The sequence below is a fragment of the Sphingorhabdus pulchriflava genome, assembly GCF_003367235.1.
Classification (GTDB): Bacteria; Pseudomonadota; Alphaproteobacteria; order Sphingomonadales; family Sphingomonadaceae; genus Sphingorhabdus_B; species Sphingorhabdus_B pulchriflava.
Genome location: NZ_QRGP01000001.1, coordinates 1,804,022 through 1,821,183 on the forward strand (window position 1 = coordinate 1,804,022; position 17,162 = coordinate 1,821,183).

Annotated in this window: 14 protein-coding genes; 9 read left to right on the top strand and 5 right to left on the bottom strand. The window is 56.3% G+C overall.

Annotated features, from left to right (window positions below; genetic code table 11):
* Positions 1–55 precede the first annotated feature (55 nt).
* The 4 genes from DXH95_RS08895 to DXH95_RS08910 all read right to left on the bottom strand — a co-directional run bounded on the left by DXH95_RS08895 (position 56) and on the right by DXH95_RS08910 (position 3,071).
* Positions 56–688: a tyrosine-type recombinase/integrase gene (locus DXH95_RS08895; protein ID WP_115548989.1), complete on the bottom strand. Its 633-nt coding sequence runs from the start codon at positions 686–688 to the stop codon at positions 56–58.
* Positions 689–808: 120 nt separating this feature from the next.
* Positions 809–1,417, bottom strand: coding sequence for a carbonic anhydrase (locus tag DXH95_RS08900; protein WP_115548990.1), 609 nt, complete (start codon positions 1,415–1,417; stop codon positions 809–811).
* Complete coding sequence (locus tag DXH95_RS08905) at positions 1,414–2,610, bottom strand: NnrS family protein (protein WP_181883612.1); 1,197 nt, start codon at positions 2,608–2,610, stop codon at positions 1,414–1,416. Before DXH95_RS08905 ends, DXH95_RS08900 begins: the two co-directional genes overlap by 4 nt.
* Positions 2,607–3,071 carry a hypothetical protein gene (locus tag DXH95_RS08910; RefSeq protein WP_115549494.1) on the bottom strand — a complete coding sequence of 155 codons (465 nt, stop codon included), beginning with the start codon at positions 3,069–3,071 and terminating at the stop codon, positions 2,607–2,609. The genes DXH95_RS08905 and DXH95_RS08910 overlap by 4 nt, the downstream gene beginning before the upstream one ends.
* A 92-nt stretch (positions 3,072–3,163) precedes the next feature.
* Between DXH95_RS08910 and DXH95_RS08915 the strand changes: the two genes are divergently transcribed.
* Positions 3,164–4,384 (top strand): alginate export family protein, encoded by a 1,221-nt coding sequence (locus tag DXH95_RS08915; protein ID WP_115548992.1) that lies wholly within the window; start codon positions 3,164–3,166, stop codon positions 4,382–4,384.
* A 1-nt stretch (position 4,385) separates the two neighbouring features.
* Here DXH95_RS08915 and DXH95_RS08920 read toward each other — a convergent pair whose 3' ends face one another.
* Positions 4,386–5,081 (bottom strand): helix-turn-helix domain-containing protein, encoded by a 696-nt coding sequence (locus DXH95_RS08920; RefSeq protein ID WP_115548993.1) that lies wholly within the window; start codon positions 5,079–5,081, stop codon positions 4,386–4,388.
* Between the two features lie 167 nt (positions 5,082–5,248).
* Between DXH95_RS08920 and DXH95_RS08925 the strand changes: the two genes are divergently transcribed.
* The 8 genes from DXH95_RS08925 to DXH95_RS08960 are packed head-to-tail and all read left to right on the top strand — an operon-like array spanning position 5,249 to position 17,052.
* Positions 5,249–8,008, top strand: coding sequence for a nitrate/nitrite transporter (locus DXH95_RS08925; protein ID WP_220272248.1), 2,760 nt, complete (start codon positions 5,249–5,251; stop codon positions 8,006–8,008).
* Positions 8,009–8,021: 13 nt separating this feature from the next.
* Positions 8,022–11,759, top strand: coding sequence for a nitrate reductase subunit alpha (locus DXH95_RS08930; RefSeq protein ID WP_115549495.1), 3,738 nt, complete (start codon positions 8,022–8,024; stop codon positions 11,757–11,759).
* On the top strand, positions 11,756–13,279 hold the full coding sequence (gene narH, locus DXH95_RS08935) for a nitrate reductase subunit beta (RefSeq protein ID WP_115548995.1): 1,524 nt from the start codon (positions 11,756–11,758) through the stop codon (positions 13,277–13,279). Before DXH95_RS08930 ends, narH begins: the two co-directional genes overlap by 4 nt.
* Positions 13,279–13,992: a nitrate reductase molybdenum cofactor assembly chaperone gene (gene narJ, locus DXH95_RS08940; RefSeq protein ID WP_115548996.1), complete on the top strand. Its 714-nt coding sequence runs from the start codon at positions 13,279–13,281 to the stop codon at positions 13,990–13,992. The genes narH and narJ overlap by 1 nt, the downstream gene beginning before the upstream one ends.
* Position 13,993: 1 nt before the next feature.
* Positions 13,994–14,698 (top strand): respiratory nitrate reductase subunit gamma, encoded by a 705-nt coding sequence (gene narI / locus DXH95_RS08945; RefSeq protein ID WP_115548997.1) that lies wholly within the window; start codon positions 13,994–13,996, stop codon positions 14,696–14,698.
* On the top strand, positions 14,691–15,503 hold the full coding sequence (locus tag DXH95_RS08950; protein WP_115548998.1) for a peptidylprolyl isomerase: 813 nt from the start codon (positions 14,691–14,693) through the stop codon (positions 15,501–15,503). The genes narI and DXH95_RS08950 overlap by 8 nt, the downstream gene beginning before the upstream one ends.
* Before the next feature lie 26 nt (positions 15,504–15,529).
* On the top strand, positions 15,530–16,513 hold the full coding sequence (gene moaA, locus DXH95_RS08955; RefSeq protein ID WP_115548999.1) for a GTP 3',8-cyclase MoaA: 984 nt from the start codon (positions 15,530–15,532) through the stop codon (positions 16,511–16,513).
* A 2-nt stretch (positions 16,514–16,515) separates the two neighbouring features.
* On the top strand, positions 16,516–17,052 hold the full coding sequence (locus DXH95_RS08960) for a molybdenum cofactor synthesis domain-containing protein (RefSeq protein ID WP_115549496.1): 537 nt from the start codon (positions 16,516–16,518) through the stop codon (positions 17,050–17,052).
* The last annotated feature ends 110 nt before the right edge of the window (positions 17,053–17,162 follow it).

The following is a 17,162-nucleotide window of genomic DNA, read 5'->3' on the forward strand; positions in this document are numbered from 1 at the left end:
ATTCATTCATCAATAGAGTCGCTGGTCTCCGAAAGTGTCGGAGGCCAGCAAAGCCTTAAATGTCGGTTCGCTCCGACAGCGTCAGCGCGTCATCGACATCAACACCCAGATATCTGACTGTGTTTTCGATGTTGGTATGACCCAGTAGAATCTGAATAGCCCGCAGGTTACCGGTAGCCTTGTAAATCAAGGATGCCTTTGTCCGGCGCATCGAGTGGGTCCCATATTCGCGCTTGTCGAGCCCGACTATCGATACCCACTCATCGACAAGGCGTGCATATTGTCTGGTGCTGAGATGGCCCAAGTAATCAACCCTACTCGGAAATACAAAATTGAAGATCGTGCCGCCGCGACGCTGCAACCATTCTTCGACGCTTCTTCGCGCTTCGGTCATTATCTCGAACTGCACAGGCCTATTTGTTTTTTGTTGGATGACGGTGGCTCTATTACGGATTTGCCCTCCGCTGACAATGTCACCGATTTTCAGTTTAACGAGATCACAACCGCGAAGCTTGCTATCGATAGCTAGGTCGAACAAAGCCCTATCCCGCAGTCGCCTATGTTCATCCAGGTAAAAGCGAATTGCCCAGATGTCTCTGGGCTTTAATGGGCGTTTGGGCCCGACATTTCGCCCAGCATTCCAAGGTCGCCGTTCGTGTACGGCAGGGTCAAGATCCGAATGTCCCATGATGTTACTCCGTTGGCCGGAATGGCCGAACAGAGACTAACAGTATGTTGCCGGCAGGTTCAGACGATGTTAGTGAGAAAGCAAATTACATCAATCTTACAGACCATTACTGTAATTGCCTTAGAGGTCTAGCCACTCAACCTCCCCACTGCCCAACTCGTAAAAGGCGCCCACAACCTTCAATGTTCCTAATTCCTGCGGTCGGCGCAGTGCAGGGGACGCTTCGTCCTGCAATTCGCGCACCACGCGTTGGACATTATGGCGGGCGGCAGTGTTGACCAGATCGTGCTGGGAATCCTCTCCTACTTCCATGATCGCAGGGTACAGCGGCTGAAGCACCTTGTTGATGTTGGCCGAAAAGCCATAATGCTCCTTCACCACAGATACTGCAGCCCGCACGGCGCCGCAATTTTCATGGCCCATCACGACGATCAGTGGCACACCCAGCGCGGTGACTGCAAATTCGAGGCTGCCGATTGCCGTCGAACACAGGCTGTTTCCGGCGTTGCGTACGATGAAAAGCTCGCCCAGGCCGCGCCCGAACAGAAGCTCAGGTGCAACACGTGAGTCCGAGCAGCTGAGATAGGCGGCAATCGGATGCTGAGCGGCAGCCATGCGCAGGCGGCTCATGCGGCTGGCCTGGACCGTTATCGGCTCGTCCGAAAGGAAGCGACGATTACCTTCCTTGAGCAGCGCGAGCACGTCGTCGGGCGTCATAGAAAGGGTCATCCGGGCTTTCCGTCTTTTCTGGGCGAGAGATAGATGCGAGCGTTACGGGCCGCCCAAGGGAGGAATGCGATCAGGAAGATAATTGCTGAAATGACCAGCCAAAAGCCATCCTCGGCATACAAGGCGGTGGCTATACGAGCAGCCGCCGCTATTTGCATGCCGACAAAGGCAAATTTGCCTGCGAGGGGCAGTTCCAAAGGTCTACCCGAATGGCCCTGAGTGACGCGGGTGATCATCGCGATCAGAAGACTTCCTGCGAAGCCTATGGTCAGCGCATGCTCGGGTGCGCGTCCAATCGGCAGGCCAAGGCTCGAAATTGCCCATAGCGCATATCCGACGGGCGCCCAAGCAAAGCCAATGATCAGCACCCAGAACAGGGCGGGAGCCTTAGCGCGCGGCCACCATTTCCAGCTCATCAATAGCGTCAGTGCACTCAACAGGAGTGCCGCGAATGTCTGAAGAAAACTGACGGTGAGTAACTGCCCTGCAATCATGAGCATTGTCAGCCCCCAATAGGCCCCCAAGATCCAATTAGGTCGCCACCGGACATAGCCTTCGACGACGTTGCCAGCGAAGAATGGGATCATGCGGTGACACACCGTCACGAAAACAGGCAAAAGCATGGCCCAAAGCCCTAGGCTGTTGGCAAGAGATAGAGTTGCGGCTGCCGGATTGAGAATGAAGGCCATCAGGGCAATTTGTCCAATCAGACCAAAAACAAATGCGGCAAGGATTGACCAACCGTGCCAAGTGGGTGCCTTTCCATCGTGGCGTTCGCGCAGCGCAATCGAGAGCAGCGCGCTGAAACCCCAAAGACATGCAAATGACGCTGACGCGAAGGCTGCAGCGAGTAGCCTATCGTTACCAGACAACACTGCTCCCCAAGACAGCAATGTAGCGAGGCCATATCCGCCAGCGACGGGCGCGAAGGATTCGCGCTCTAGATCGGGATAACCCATCCAGCGCGGGAACACCGTCAGCAGGAAACCGAAAAACAGAGGCGGCAGTGCCAGATAAACCAGAATAGGTGCGTGCAGCAGCACTTGCGGAATATCTCCGCCCGCAGGAGCGGCCATTCCCAACAGCAGTCCTGACAGCACCGTTAGCCACCAAAGCATCATGGCGGCAAGCTGCACGACGCCAATCAGGAACAGCAGCCGATGGGGTGCAGCAAGCAGGATGTCGGGTTTCACCAAAGGCCGTGGCTCCCGCCCACCGCGCCTATGGTCGCAAGAATTGAAGCGAGCAGCAGGATGCGGTGCATCCGCTCCATGCGCTGGAAATCCTGTTGCGGCTGTGGAGAGGCCGCCATCCTTTTGTGCAGGAACAGCGGTTCGAGCACGAACAGCATCGCCGCGAATATCAGCCACACCAGCAACATTGCCCACATCCACCAAAAATGCAGATCGGCAAAGCGACTCCACAAATCGGCGCGCCATGTCATCCAGAATCCGCTCGCGCCAGCCAGAAGCACCCATATCCGTGCTTGCCAGGAAAAACCGCTTTCGAGCCCATGGAAGGCAGAGAGGCGGTCGGCAGATTGATGCGTGCGCCTTATGGATGGCAAGACTACCGTGGTTACAAATGCCACGCCGCCAATCCACATCAGAACGGCGACGACATGTATAACCCGTGCGAGTGTGAAATCATCCATCATGTGCCTCGGCATCTTTGTGAAATTGATAATCATCAATAACATTGATTAATGTCAATTATTGTAAGCGCTCCCTGCGCTAATTGAGCGGCATGGAAAAGCAAATCCTCAAGCCGAGCCTTGCCGTTCTTGCGGCGTTGACCTGCACATTGCCTGCTGTAGCGCAAACAGCCGAAGAGCCAAAAGCGATTACACCTTATGCCGACATACGTTATCGGCTCGAATTGATTGGTCAGGATGGGTTGCCGGAAAATGCGACTGCATCGACCTTGCGGGTTCGTGCGGGGTTCAAAACACGCGAGTGGAGCGGTTTTAGCGCACTTGTCGAAGGGGATGCGATAGCCCGCGTCGGACCTCGGCATTACAACGATACGGTCAATGGCTTGACCGCTTATCCGATTGTTGCTGATCCGTCCGATGTTCTGCTCAATCAGGCGTGGCTTCGTTACAAACCGGTGAAGGAAGTCGAAGCTGTCCTCGGTCGTCAAGCGGTCAATTTTGACAACCAGCGTTGGATCGGATCGGTGGGCTGGCGACAGAATGACCAGACGCTTGATGCCGCCCGCGTGACGATCAAACCGATGAAAGGTGTGTCGGTCGACTATGGCTATGCCTGGCGCGTCAATCGCATCTTTGGACCCGACTCACCGCAAGGAATCTGGCGCGACAATAATATCCATATGGTCCGCGCCAATTTTGAAGCGAAGCCAGTTGGAACAGTGACGACCTATGGCTATTTCCTCGACCTACCAGATGCTCCGCTCTCCTCTTCGAAAACGATAGGCGTCAGGCTGGCTGGCGAACAGAAGCTGTCGAGCAAAGCTAAGCTGCTTTATGCGGCGGAATATGCCTACCAGCGTGACCTTGGCTCGAACCCGAGAAACTTCTCGCTTGATTATTTGCTGGTCGAACCTGGCATTTCGTTGGGCGCTGTTACCGTCAAGGCCGGCTGGGAGCAGTTGGAAGGCAATGGTGTGAGTGCCCTGCAAACGCCACTAGCTACGCTTCATGCTTTCAATGGTTGGGCCGACAAATTTTTGAGCACGCCAGCAAATGGATTGCGCGATCTATACGCCGACGTCGCGGTGAAGCTTCCCGCTGTAGGTCAGATCAAGGGCGCTAGCGCGCAGCTACAATATCATGACTATAATTCAACACGGGGCGGGCTGAATTATGGCAGTGAATTGGAAGCCATGCTAGCAGTTCCGATCGACAAACATCTGACCGCAACACTGAAATTCGCTCGTTACAATGCAGACGATTTTGCCACCGACACCACAAAATTTTGGTTCTCGCTCGACCTGAAGCTCTGATTCAACCGGGCCGGTCAAGAAACGGATCAGGACGGGCAAAGGCAGCCAGCAGTTCGGCATTCGTGATCTGCACGGTGTTGCCGGATACGACGACGCCATGCGCGGCCAGCGCACTAAACGCGCGTGATAGATTCTCGGGCGTCATGCCCAGTAGTGACGCGAGGATGCGCTTTTCCACGGGCAGGTCGAACTGCACAGCGCCACCGCGCTCACCACTTTCGAGAAGGATGAAATTGCCCAGCCGCTCGACCGACTGGCGCAGTTTCATGTCGGTGAGTGCACGGACGAAGTAACGAAAACCGAATGCGAGTTCCTGCATTGCCCCGCGCATCAGCGACCGGTCGTTGTCGATGGCATCGCGGATTAATGGCGAAGGGATCATCAGGATGCGCGATGCAGTTAAAGTGCGCGCCGACATCAGATACGGCTGGTCGGTGTAAGCGGCGGCGAGAATGAAACTGCGCACCGGTCGCACGATTGCCATCGATGTTGTCCGATCGCCGTTGCCGGTAAAAAGTTCGACCATACCATCGATCAATATGTGCAGGAAATCGGGTTTCTGCCCGGTATCGAACAGCTTCAGCGCTGGCGGGAAGACCTGCAGGAAGGAAGCAGCAAAAATCTGTTCACGTTGCTCGGGATCCATCGAAGCGAATAAAGGCAGTGCAGCAATTTCCGGTTTTTCAGCAGCGCGCACAATTGTTCCCCAACTTCGATGCGGTCGAATGTAAACGCCTGATTGATAAATATCAATCGCACTAGTGACGAATGGCACCTCGATTTTTGACCATGATCAGGCCTGCGTGATTTTGACGGGTTTGCCAGGTGCAGGTTGATCCACATCAACAAACCCAGCGGATAAGAATGCAGACCAGAACCAGATTTCTCTCGCCGCAAAAGGGGCTGGTCATGGTTGCATCAACGGTTTCGTCAAAACAGCAGCAAGGGGCGCTGTGGCTGAGCACCGGAGCGTTCACAGTCTGCTTTGCGGTTTGGACGATTTTTGCGATCATCGGGATCGAGATCAAGGCTGAGCTCGGCTTGAATGACACCCAATTCGGGCTGTTAGTGGGAACACCGATCCTGACAGGTTCTCTTGTCCGTGTTTTTCTAGGGATCTGGACCGACCAATATGGTGGGCGACTGGTGTTCCCGCTGACGATGCTTGCTTCTGCGGTTTCGACCTTCCTGCTGTCTTATGCCGATACCTACATTCTAATGCTTGTAGCCGCTTTGGGGCTTGGGTTGGCAGGTGGCGGGTTCGCGGTTGGTGTCGCCTATGTTTCCAAATGGTTCCCACAGGAAAAACAGGGCACTGCGCTCGGCTTTTTCGGCATGGGCAATGTAGGAGCGGCAGTCACAAAATTCGCAGCACCTTTTGTGATGGTCGCGATGGGCTGGACGGCGGTTGCACAGATTTGGGCAGCAGCACTCGCCATTATCGCTGTGCTGTTCTTCTTATTCGCAAAGGACGACCCGGATTTTGCCGCGCGTAAGCTAAGCGGGGCTAAACCCAAATCGCTTGTCGAACAGCTCGAGCCGCTCAGGCACCAGCAGGTCTGGCGGTTTTCGCTCTATTACTTTTTTGTCTTCGGGGCCTTCGTCGCGCTTGCGTTGTGGTTGCCCAAATATCTGAGCGAGGTCTATCATGTTGACGTGAAGGTTGCGGGCATGCTCGCCGCCACTTTCTCGCTCTCGGCCAGCCTTTTCCGCGCTTATGGCGGGATGCTGTCGGATAAATATGGCGCGCGCAAAATCATGTACGCCACCTTTGGCGTGTCGATGCTCTGCCTGTTCATGCTGAGCTATCCGTCAACCGATTATGTCATTCATGGAATCAAGGGCGACATCGCCTTTTCGACCTCGATGGGGCTTGTACCTTTCGTCATCACGGTGTTCGTGCTGGGCTTCTTCATGTCGCTGGGCAAGGCCGCAGTCTACAAGCATATACCGGTTTACTATCCCGATCATGTCGGCTCCGTTGGCGGTATGGTGGGCATGGTCGGCGGCCTGGGTGGCTTTGTACTTCCCATCGTCTTTGGTGTCGTCAGCGATCTCACCAATATCTGGACCAGCTGCTTCATGGTGCTGTTCGCGCTGGTGGTTGTCGCACTTGGCTGGATGCACATGGCGATCCGTCAGATGGAACAGAAAGCCAGCGGCATCGATGCGCGCAGCCTTCCGCAATTCCCCGAAATGGCAGAGCTGCATGATCCATCCAAACATGCCGCAGGCGAAACCCGCGTGCTGGAGGAATGGAAACCCGAAGATGCAAATTTCTGGGAAGCCACAGGCGAACGTATCGCACGGCGCAACCTCTACATCTCGATCCCGGCACTCTTGCTCGCCTTTTCGGTGTGGATGGTCTGGTCGATGGTTGTCGCAAAGCTGCCGCTGATCGGGTTCGACTACACGACTGACCAGCTTTTCTGGCTGGCGGCGCTTCCGGGGCTGTCGGGGGCGACCTTCCGGATATTCTACAGCTTCATGGTGCCGATCTTCGGCGGGCGGCTGTGGACGACGCTGAGCACGGCTTCGCTGCTGATCCCCGCTTTTGGAATCGGTTATGCAGTGCAGAACCCGGAAACGCCGTACATCATCTTCCTGGTGCTAGCGCTTCTTTGCGGTTTCGGCGGTGGCAATTTCGCTTCTTCGATGTCGAACATCAGCTTCTTCTTCCCCAAGGCGCAGAAGGGCAATGCGATGGCCCTGAATGCAGGTCTCGGCAATCTGGGTGTGTCGGTGATGCAGTTCATCGTGCCTTTGGTGATTACCGCCAGCGTGTTCGGCACGATGGGAGGTGATCCGCTGCCCAACAAAGAAGGCGGCGAGCTTTGGCTGCAAAATGCCGGCTTCATCTGGGTGCCGTTCATCATGGCATCGTCGCTGCTCGCTTGGTTCGGGATGAACGACATTGCCGATGCCAAGGCGAGCTTTGCCGAGCAGTCGGTGATTTTCCAGCGCAAGCATAACTGGCTGATGTGCTGGCTCTACACCGGCACCTTCGGTTCGTTCATCGGCTTCTCGGCAGGTCTGCCCTTGCTGGCGAAGCACCAGTTTCCTGACGTTGACGTACTGAAGTTCGTATTTCTCGGCCCACTGGTCGGCGCGATCAGCCGGGCTGCAACCGGCTGGGTATCAGACCGCTGGGGCGGCGGACGCGTCACCTTCTGGGTGTTTGTTTTCATGATGATCGGCGTCGTTGGCGTAATGTACTTCCTGCAGGCAGGGAACTGGTGGGGCTTCCTCGGCATGTTCATCTTCATGTTCTTCGTCACTGGCGTAGGCAATGCCTCAACCTTCCAGATGATCCCCAGCATCATGCGCAGTGAAATTCCGCGCTTGATGCCGGAGTTGAGCAAGTCGGAGCAGGTGCGGCAAGCCGAGAAGGAATCGGCCGCTATTGTCGGTTTCACTTCGGCCATCGCAGCCTATGGTGCCTTCTTCATCCCGAAAAGCTTTGGCAGCGCGATCGCGGCTACCGGAACGCCGATGGCGGCGCTGATTGGCTTTTTCATTTTCTACGCCAGCTGCGCCGCCCTGACCTGGTTTGTTTACACGAGACCGGGCGGGCTTCTCCATTCCATCGAACGTGCGCCCAGCGCCAAACTTGCAACCGCTTGAAAGGGCCAAGACCATGAGCCAACTTCTCGACCGCCTGACCTTCTTCAACCGGAGCCGTGAAACATTTTCTGAAGGCCATGGTGTCACCACCAGCGAGGCGCGCGACTGGGAGGATGGTTATCGAAAGCGGTGGCAGCACGACAAGATTGTCCGATCGACCCATGGCGTGAATTGCACCGGCAGTTGTTCGTGGAAGATCTACGTCAAGGGCGGCATTATCACCTGGGAAACGCAGCAGACCGACTATCCGCGCACACGCCCTGAACTGCCCAACCATGAACCACGCGGCTGCCCGCGCGGGGCGAGCTACAGCTGGTATATCTATTCGGCCCAGCGGCTGAAATACCCGCTGATCCGTTCACGCCTTGTGCGCTTGTGGCGCGAGGCCAGGCAGACGATGAGCCCCGTGGCGGCATGGACCGCGATTGTCGAGGATGAAAAGAAGCGGAAGAGCTACACCGCTATTCGCGGCCATGGCGGTTTCGTCCGCGCGCATTGGGAAGAGGTGACCGAGATCATCGCCGCCGCCAATGCTTATACGGCGAAGAAATATGGCCCCGACCGGATCATCGGCTTCTCACCGATCCCGGCGATGTCGATGGTCAGCTATGCAGCGGGTTCGCGCTATCTGTCTCTGCTCGGCGGCACCTGCATGTCATTCTATGACTGGTATTGCGATCTTCCGCCCGCCAGCCCGATGACCTGGGGCGAGCAAACAGACGTCCCCGAAAGTGCAGATTGGTACAATGCGGGTTTCCTGATGATGTGGGGCTCCAACGTCCCACAGACCCGCACCCCCGATGCGCATTTCATGACCGAAGCACGCTATCGCGGCACCAAGGTCGCGGTGGTGTCTCCGGATTATGCAGAGGCCACCAAGTTTGCAGATCTCTGGCTGAATCCAAAGCAGGGCACCGACGCGGCGCTCGCCATGGCGATCGGCCATGTCATCCTGCGCGAATATCATCTCGACCGGCAGGTTGAATATTTCGAGGACTATTGCCGCCGCTACACCGATTATCCGATGCTTGTCCGCTTAGTCGAAAAGAATGGCGCTTATGTGCCCGAACGGCTGCTGCGCGCGTCCGACCTGAAGGGCAATCTGGCCGAGAAGAACAATCCCGAATGGAAAACCGTCGCCATCGATGATGCTAGCGGCAAGCTGGTAGCCCCCTTGGGCTCGGCGGGGTTCCACTGGGGTGAAGAGGGCCAATGGAACCTTAAGGAAAAGGATGGCACAGGCGGTGATGTAAAACTGCGCACTACCTTCATCCTCGATGCGGATCGCGATGATGTGGTCGACGTTTCCTTCCCCTATTTCGGCAATCGCGAGCATGATCATTTCAAGGGCACCGACCATCCCGATGTGTTGAACCGTCGCGTCCCCGTCCGGCAGATCGAGACCAAAGAAGGGAAGACATTTGTTGCTACCGTCTTTGATCTATTCTGCGCCAATTACGGTCTCGATCGCGGGCTGGGTGGAGAGCATGTCAGCAGCGATTATAGCGACAATGTCCCGTACACTCCCGCTTGGGCTGAGAAAATTACCGGCGTCCCTGCTGAACAGATCATCACCGTAGCCCGCGAATTTGCAACCAATGCGGAAAAGACCAAGGGCAAATCGATGGTCATCCTCGGTGCCGGCCTAAACCACTGGTATCATATGGACATGAACTATCGCGGCATCATCAATATGCTGGTGATGTGCGGGTGCATTGGCCAGTCGGGCGGTGGTTGGTCACATTATGTGGGGCAAGAAAAACTGCGACCGCAAACCGGCTGGGCACCGCTCGCCTTCGCGCTCGACTGGGCGCGCCCGCCGCGGCAGATGAACTCAACCAGTTTCTTTTACGCGCATACCGATCAATGGCGCTACGAAACGCTGGACATCGACGAAATCCTGTCACCGACTGCACCCGATGGCGACTGGTCGGGTTCGTTGATCGACTATAATGTTCGTGCCGAACGCATGGGCTGGCTGCCCAGCGCGCCGCAGCTCAAGCAAAACCCGCTGGAAATCGCCAAAGCGGCGAAAGCAGCAGGGATGGAGCCGAAGGACTATGTAGCCTCCGCGCTCAAATCGGGCGAACTGGAAATGTCGTGCCGCGATCCGGACGATCCAGCGAACTGGCCGCGCAACATGTTTGTCTGGCGTTCGAACCTTCTCGGTTCGTCGGGCAAAGGGCACGAATATTTCCTCAAGCATCTGCTCGGTACGCAGCATGGTGTGCACGGCAAGGATCTGGGCGAAACCGGTGCGCAAAAGCCGCAGGATGTCGTATGGCATGATGATGCGCCACAGGGGAAACTCGATCTGCTGGTAACGCTGGATTTCCGCATGTCGACGACTTGCGTCTATTCGGACATCGTTCTGCCGACCGCCAGCTGGTATGAGAAGGACGATCTCAACACCTCGGACATGCACCCCTTCATTCACCCGCTGTCGGCGGCAGTTGATCCGGTGTGGGAATCCAAGTCCGACTGGGAAATCTATAAGGCGATTGCGAAGAAATTCTCTGAGGTCGCGCCTGAGGTGCTCGGCGTCGAAGAGGATGTCGTATTGACGCCAATCCTGCATGATACGCCGGGCGAAATCGCCCAGCCTTTTGATGTTGAGGACTGGGGCAAAGGCCAGACACTGCCGATCCCCGGCAAGACTATGCCCAATGTGGCTGTGGTCACTCGCGATTATCCCAACGTCTACAAACGCTTCACCGCGCTAGGCCCGCTGATGGAAATGATCGGCAATGGCGGCAAGGGGATCGCTTGGAATACCGAGCATGAAGTCGATCTGTTGCGCCGCCTGAACGGAGAGGTACTTGATGAGGGCACGTCGAAAGGCATGGCAAAGATCGACAGTGCGATTGATGCCTGTGAAGTGATCCTTAGCCTCGCACCCGAAACCAATGGAGAGGTTGCGGTAAAGGCCTGGGCGGCTTTGTCGAAGAACACTGGCCGCGATCACACGCATCTGGCGCTGCCCAAGGAAGAAGAGAAAATCCGTTTCCGCGACATACAGGCGCAGCCGCGCAAGATTATCTCCTCGCCTACATGGTCGGGTCTGGAAAGCGAGCATGTCTGCTACAATGCCGGTTACACCAATGTGCATGAGCTAATCCCTTGGCGCACGTTGACCGGGCGACAGCAGCTCTATCAGGATCATAAGTGGATGCGCGCCTTCGGCGAAGGTTTCTGTGTCTACCGTCCTCCGATCGATACTAAGGCCGTCAAACCGATGCTCGACGAGGCGAAGGATGCGCCGCATGTTATCCTGAACTTCATCACGCCGCACCAGAAATGGGGTATCCACTCCACCTATACCGATAACCAACTGATGCTCACACTATCTCGCGGCGGGCCGATTGTCTGGATGAGCGAGACGGATGCCGCCAAGGCGGGGCTGGTCGATAATGACTGGGTGGAGGCGTTCAATTCTAATGGTGCGCTCGTTGCTCGCGTGGTCGTTTCGCAGCGCATGAAAGAGGGAACGCTCTTCATGTACCATGCGCAGGAAAAAATCGTGAACGTCCCCGGTTCGCCGCTGACCGGCCAGCGCGGGGGCATCCACAACAGTGTGACCCGCGCAGTGCTCAAGCCAACGCACATGATCGGCGGCTATGTCCAGCAGAGCTACGGCTTCAACTATTATGGGACGGTCGGTTCCAACCGCGACGAATACGTCATCGTCCGCAAGCTATCAAAGGTCGACTGGCTCGAAGGCCCGGCAGCCCATCTGGAGGCAGCAGAATGAAAGTTCGCGCACAAATCGGCAAGGTCTTGAACCTTGATAAATGCATCGGCTGCCACACCTGCTCGGTCACCTGCAAGAATGTTTGGACCAGCCGCGACGGCATGGAATATGCGTGGTTCAACAATGTCGAGACCAAGCCCGGTATAGGATACCCCAAGGACTGGGAAAACCAGAAGCGCTGGAACGGTGGCTGGGACGTGAAAGGCGGTCGGCTTAAGCCGCGCATGGGTGGCAAATGGCGTCTGTTGTCGAAGATTTTCGCCAATCCCGATTTGCCCGAAATCGACGATTATTACGAACCCTTCACTTTCGACTATTCACATCTGCAGCAGGCGAAGGAAAGTCAGGCCTTTCCAACTGCGCGACCCCGTTCGTTGATCACAGGCGAGCGGATGGAGAAAATCAATTGGGGCCCGAATTGGGAGGAAATCCTTGGTGGAGAATTTTCCAAGCGGTCGGAGGACTATAATTTCGAAGGCGTGCAAAAGGAAATTTACGGCCAGTTCGAAAATACCTTCATGATGTATCTGCCGCGCCTGTGCGAGCACTGCCTCAACCCCACCTGCGTTGCCGCTTGCCCGTCGGGGTCGATCTACAAGCGCGAGGAAGATGGCATCGTACTGATTGATCAGGACAAATGCCGCGGCTGGCGCATGTGCGTTTCGGGCTGCCCTTACAAAAAGATCTATTACAACTGGAAGACCGGCAAATCCGAAAAGTGCATCTTCTGCTATCCGCGCATTGAAGCGGGGCAACCGACAGTTTGTTCGGAAACCTGCGTCGGGCGCATCCGCTATCTGGGCGTGATGCTCTATGATGCGGACCGCATTGAGGAAGCAGCCTCTGCCGAAAATGTTGAGGACCTGTATCAGGCCCAACTCGACATCTTCCTCGACCCCAACGATCCGGCGGTTATCGAACAGGCGCGCAAGGATGGCGTGCCCGAAGCTTGGCTCGAAGCGGCGCGCCATTCGCCGGTGTGGAAGATGGCGATGGAATGGAAAGTCGCCTTCCCGCTGCACCCCGAATATCGGACGCTGCCGATGGTCTGGTATGTCCCGCCATTGTCGCCGATCAGCGCTGCGGCGAATTCGGGGCAGATTTCGGTCAACAACAATATGCCAGACATTCGATCCTTGCGGATACCACTTAAATATCTCGCCAACCTGCTGACGGCGGGTGCGACCGAGCCCGTGGCGCTGTGCCTGGAACGGATGCTCGCAATGCGCGGTTATATGCGTTCAAAGACGGTCGAGGGTGTGGTCGACGAGAACATCGCCCGGGCTGTCGGCCTTACGGGCGCGCAGATCGAAGACATGTATCATGTCATGGCGATCGCCAATTATGAGGACCGCTTCGTCATCCCGACCGGCCACCGCGAAGATGCTGAGGACATGTACGACGAACGCGGCAGTTGCGGCTTCTCCTTCGGCAATGGCTGCTCAGGCGGAGAAACCAAGACTAACCTGTTTGGCGCCCCCGCGCGTAAAAAACTGCAAACTCCTACGGAGGTATTCTGATGGGCACGGTCACTTTACGCGCGCTGTCGGCGCTGCTTCACTATCCCGATAAAGACTTGCGCGCTGCGGTCCCGGAAATCCGGCGGGCGCTATTGCTTGAACGTGTTGTCGGTGAAAAGCAGATGCTCCGGCTCGAACCACTTCTGTTTCGTCTCTCCGGCGGAGATCTGATTGCGTTGCAGGAACATTATGTCGAACTGTTCGATCGTGGGCGGACGCACAGCTTGCACCTTTTCGAACATGTTCATGGCGAAAGCCGTGATCGGGGACAAGCGATGGTTGATCTGCGCGACCGTTATGTCGCGGCGGGTCTCGATCCGGCTAGCAACGAGCTGCCGGACTATCTGCCCCTGTTCCTCGAATATTGTTCGACCTTGCCGAAAGAAGAGGCGCTGGCCGAGCTTTCCGAACCAGGCGCGATCATTGCGATGCTGGCAGACCGGCTCGACGCGCGCGGTACGGATTATGCGGGCCTGCTCGCGGTTCTGCGCGATCTCTCCGGAGGCCAAAGCGTTCCGCCCGAAGCGATGATCGTGGTTGAGGACCCCGACGATCTGGATGCATTGGACGCAGCTTGGGAAGAGGAACAAATTACCTTCGGCGCAATGGCCCCTTCGGCCCCCGATGCGGCCCCGGCATGTCCGCAGGCGCAGTCCATGGTCAGCCGTATCCTCGATCCTCTCCACGCAAACCAACCGTCAAGGAGCTTGTGACATGGCCGAATTCCTGAATCACATGCTGTTCGGCATATACCCATATATCGCACTTGCGATACTGGCGCTGGGCTCGGTCATTCGATATGATCGTGAACCTTATAGTTGGCGCTCTGGCTCCAGCCAGCTTTTGCGGCGAAAACAATTAATGTGGGGTTCGGTGCTGTTCCACGCGGGTGTTCTCGTGATTTTCTTTGGACATCTTGGTGGATTGCTTACACCGATCGCGTTGTTTGACGCGTTAGGTATTCCGCACAGTTCGAAACAGATATTGGCCATCGTTGCGGGCGGTTTGGCGGGCATTTTAGCCTTTGCCGGAGCAACATTGCTACTACATCGCCGCCTGTTCGATCCGCGTATCCGCAACACCTCCAGTTTCAGCGACATCATGATCCTGGTGCTGCTCTGGCTGCAACTGGTGCTGGGTCTGGGGACCATTCCGGTATCGATGAATCATCTCGATGGCCATGAAATGGTCAAGTTCATGACTTGGGCGCAAGGGATATTCACCTTTCAAGGCGACGCGTCTTCTTATGTCGCTGACGCACACATCATTTTCAAAACGCATCTGGTGCTCGGCCTGACGATCCTGTTGTTGTTCCCTTTCACACGCCTTGTTCACATGCTTTCAGCGCCTGTGCGCTATGTCTGGCGTCCTGGTTATCAGGTCGTGCGCTCGCGCAAACTGGGGCTGCGTCATGGCTGATGTCCTCGAGCACCCTTGCGTCACCGTGAATGGCAGAGAGATTGACGCTGCATTGATTGCTGCCGAAGTTCAGAACCATCCCGCACCCGATCCAGATCAAGCGTGGGAGGCCGCCGCACGAGCGCTTGTCCTGCGTCAATTGCTGCTTGATGAAGCCGACAGGCTGGAAATCATGAGCGTTGGCCTAGTCGACGCTGAAGGGCGCAAGCTGGCGGAAGAAGATGCGCGTATTGAAGCTCTGCTGGAGCAGGAAGTGCAATGCCCGCATGCCGATGAATCAGTCACACGGCGTTTCTACGCGCAGCATAGCGATCGGTTCAGGTCGCCGACTTTGGTGGAGGCCGAACATATTCTGTTCGCTGCCTCTCCAACAGACAGTTTGGCTTATGGGCTTGCAACCGGTGATGCGCGCACCACGATACGTACGCTTCAGGCACAGCCCGGGCTTTTTGCAGAATTGGCACTGAAGCATTCGGCCTGTCCCTCCAAGGAACAGGGCGGGAATTTGGGGCAGATCGGGCCAGGGCAGACGGTCCGAGAGTTTGAAGATGTGCTGTTTGGGCTTGATGAAGGCATGCTGCATTCAGAGCCCGTGAAGACACGCTTTGGTGTCCATGTCATCCGCGCCGGTCGGCGTGTCGAAGGCCAGCAATTGCCCTTCGATCTGGTTCAAGAAAAGATCGCCCAATATCTGGAGGAGGCCAGTTGGCGGCGCGCCGTAACCCAATATCTCTCCATACTGGCGTCACAGGCGAACATTGAGGGTATAGATATGGGCAGCACAGACGGGCCGCTGGTGCAGTGACGTACAGATTGTCTAGCACTGCTAATTTGCAAACGCTCGCGGACAGCCACGGTCGCCATTTTGAATATCTGCGGCTGTCGCTGACTGACGTCTGCAATTTCCGCTGCAGCTATTGCCTTCCCGATGGCTATAACAAGGCGAAGGGGACACCCACAAATCTCGCGGTCGATGAAATCCAAAGGCTTGTTTCGGCCTTCGCCAAATTGGGACTTTGGAAAGTCCGGCTTACCGGCGGCGAACCGACGTTGCGCCAAGAATTTCTCGAAATCGCGCGGGCGGTGTCGGGTATTGACGGAATTCGTCAAGTTGCCGTGACGACCAATGGCTATCGGTTGGTCGAACGTGCGCAAAGCTATGCGGATGCAGGAATTAGGGCGATCAATGTCAGCATGGATTCATTGAAACCCGAACGGTTCCGCTCGATTACCGGCCATGACAGGCTATCCGAAATTCTTCGCGGCATCGAAGCCTGCAAGCAGGCGGGGATCGCAAGCGTGAAACTCAATTCCGTCTTGTTGAAAGGATTGAACGATGATGAATTCGACGACTTCATCGCTTTTGTCTCCGAGCAAGACCTGACACTGCGCTTCATCGAAGTGATGCGGACCAATGACAATCCAGTCTTTTTCACGGCACATCATCTGCCAGGTACATTTGTCACTGCTCGGCTCGAGTCGCTTGGCTGGCAAAAGCAGATGCGATCTGAAGGGGCGGGCCCAGCGATTGAATATGCTAGTCCGCAAGGCTCTGGACGGATTGGTATCATTGCGCCTTATTCCAAGGATTTTTGCGCCAGCTGTAACCGATTGCGCGTTTCCGCGACAGGTAAGCTGCATCTTTGCCTGTTCGGCGACGCGGGGATCGATCTACGCCCCCTGCTACAACGGGACGGTCAAGCAAAGGAGCTGATCGAGCGACTGCAACGGCTGGTTATGACCAAAGCGCCCGCGCATCTATTGCACCAGGGCAATAGCGGTGCGACTCCGCATCTTGCTTCGATAGGGGGATGATTATGGCAGGGATAAATGAGAGCCTAACCTTTTACCCGCTCGGTGTCGCGGTGCTGACGATTTCCGATACGCGTAATGAAGAGACCGATACGTCTGGTGCTTTGCTTGTTGAGCGGCTGACGGGGGCCGGACACAAACTGCGCGACCGTGCGATCGTACGGGACGACGTCGACGCCATTCAGGCGGTCTTGCAGCGCTGGATTGCCAATCTGGAAATCGAAATCATCCTTACCACGGGCGGCACCGGATTTTCGCCACGCGATAACACGCCCGAAGCCGTCAAACCCTTGCTCCGCCGCGAAATGGACGGCTTTGCCATCGCCTTTCAGCAGAAGAGCCTGCAGACGGTGGGCGTGGCCGCAATGCAATCGAGGGCATTTGCAGGGCAGGCGGGTGACTGTTTCATCTTTTGTATCCCCGGCTCCACCGGCGCCTGCCGCGATGCATGGGATGGTTTGCTGGAGCTGGAGTTCGACAGCCGCCACAAGCCTTGTTCGATCGCGGGGGCATTGCCCAGGCTGCGCGATGTCTGTTCATAGCTGAAGGCCCGCATGCTCTCCGATACGTATGTCGGGGGACTTTAGCTCGGTTGATATCGGAGGCCGCTAGCTAGGCACCTAAAAGTGAGTGAACTGAAACGGAATTAGGA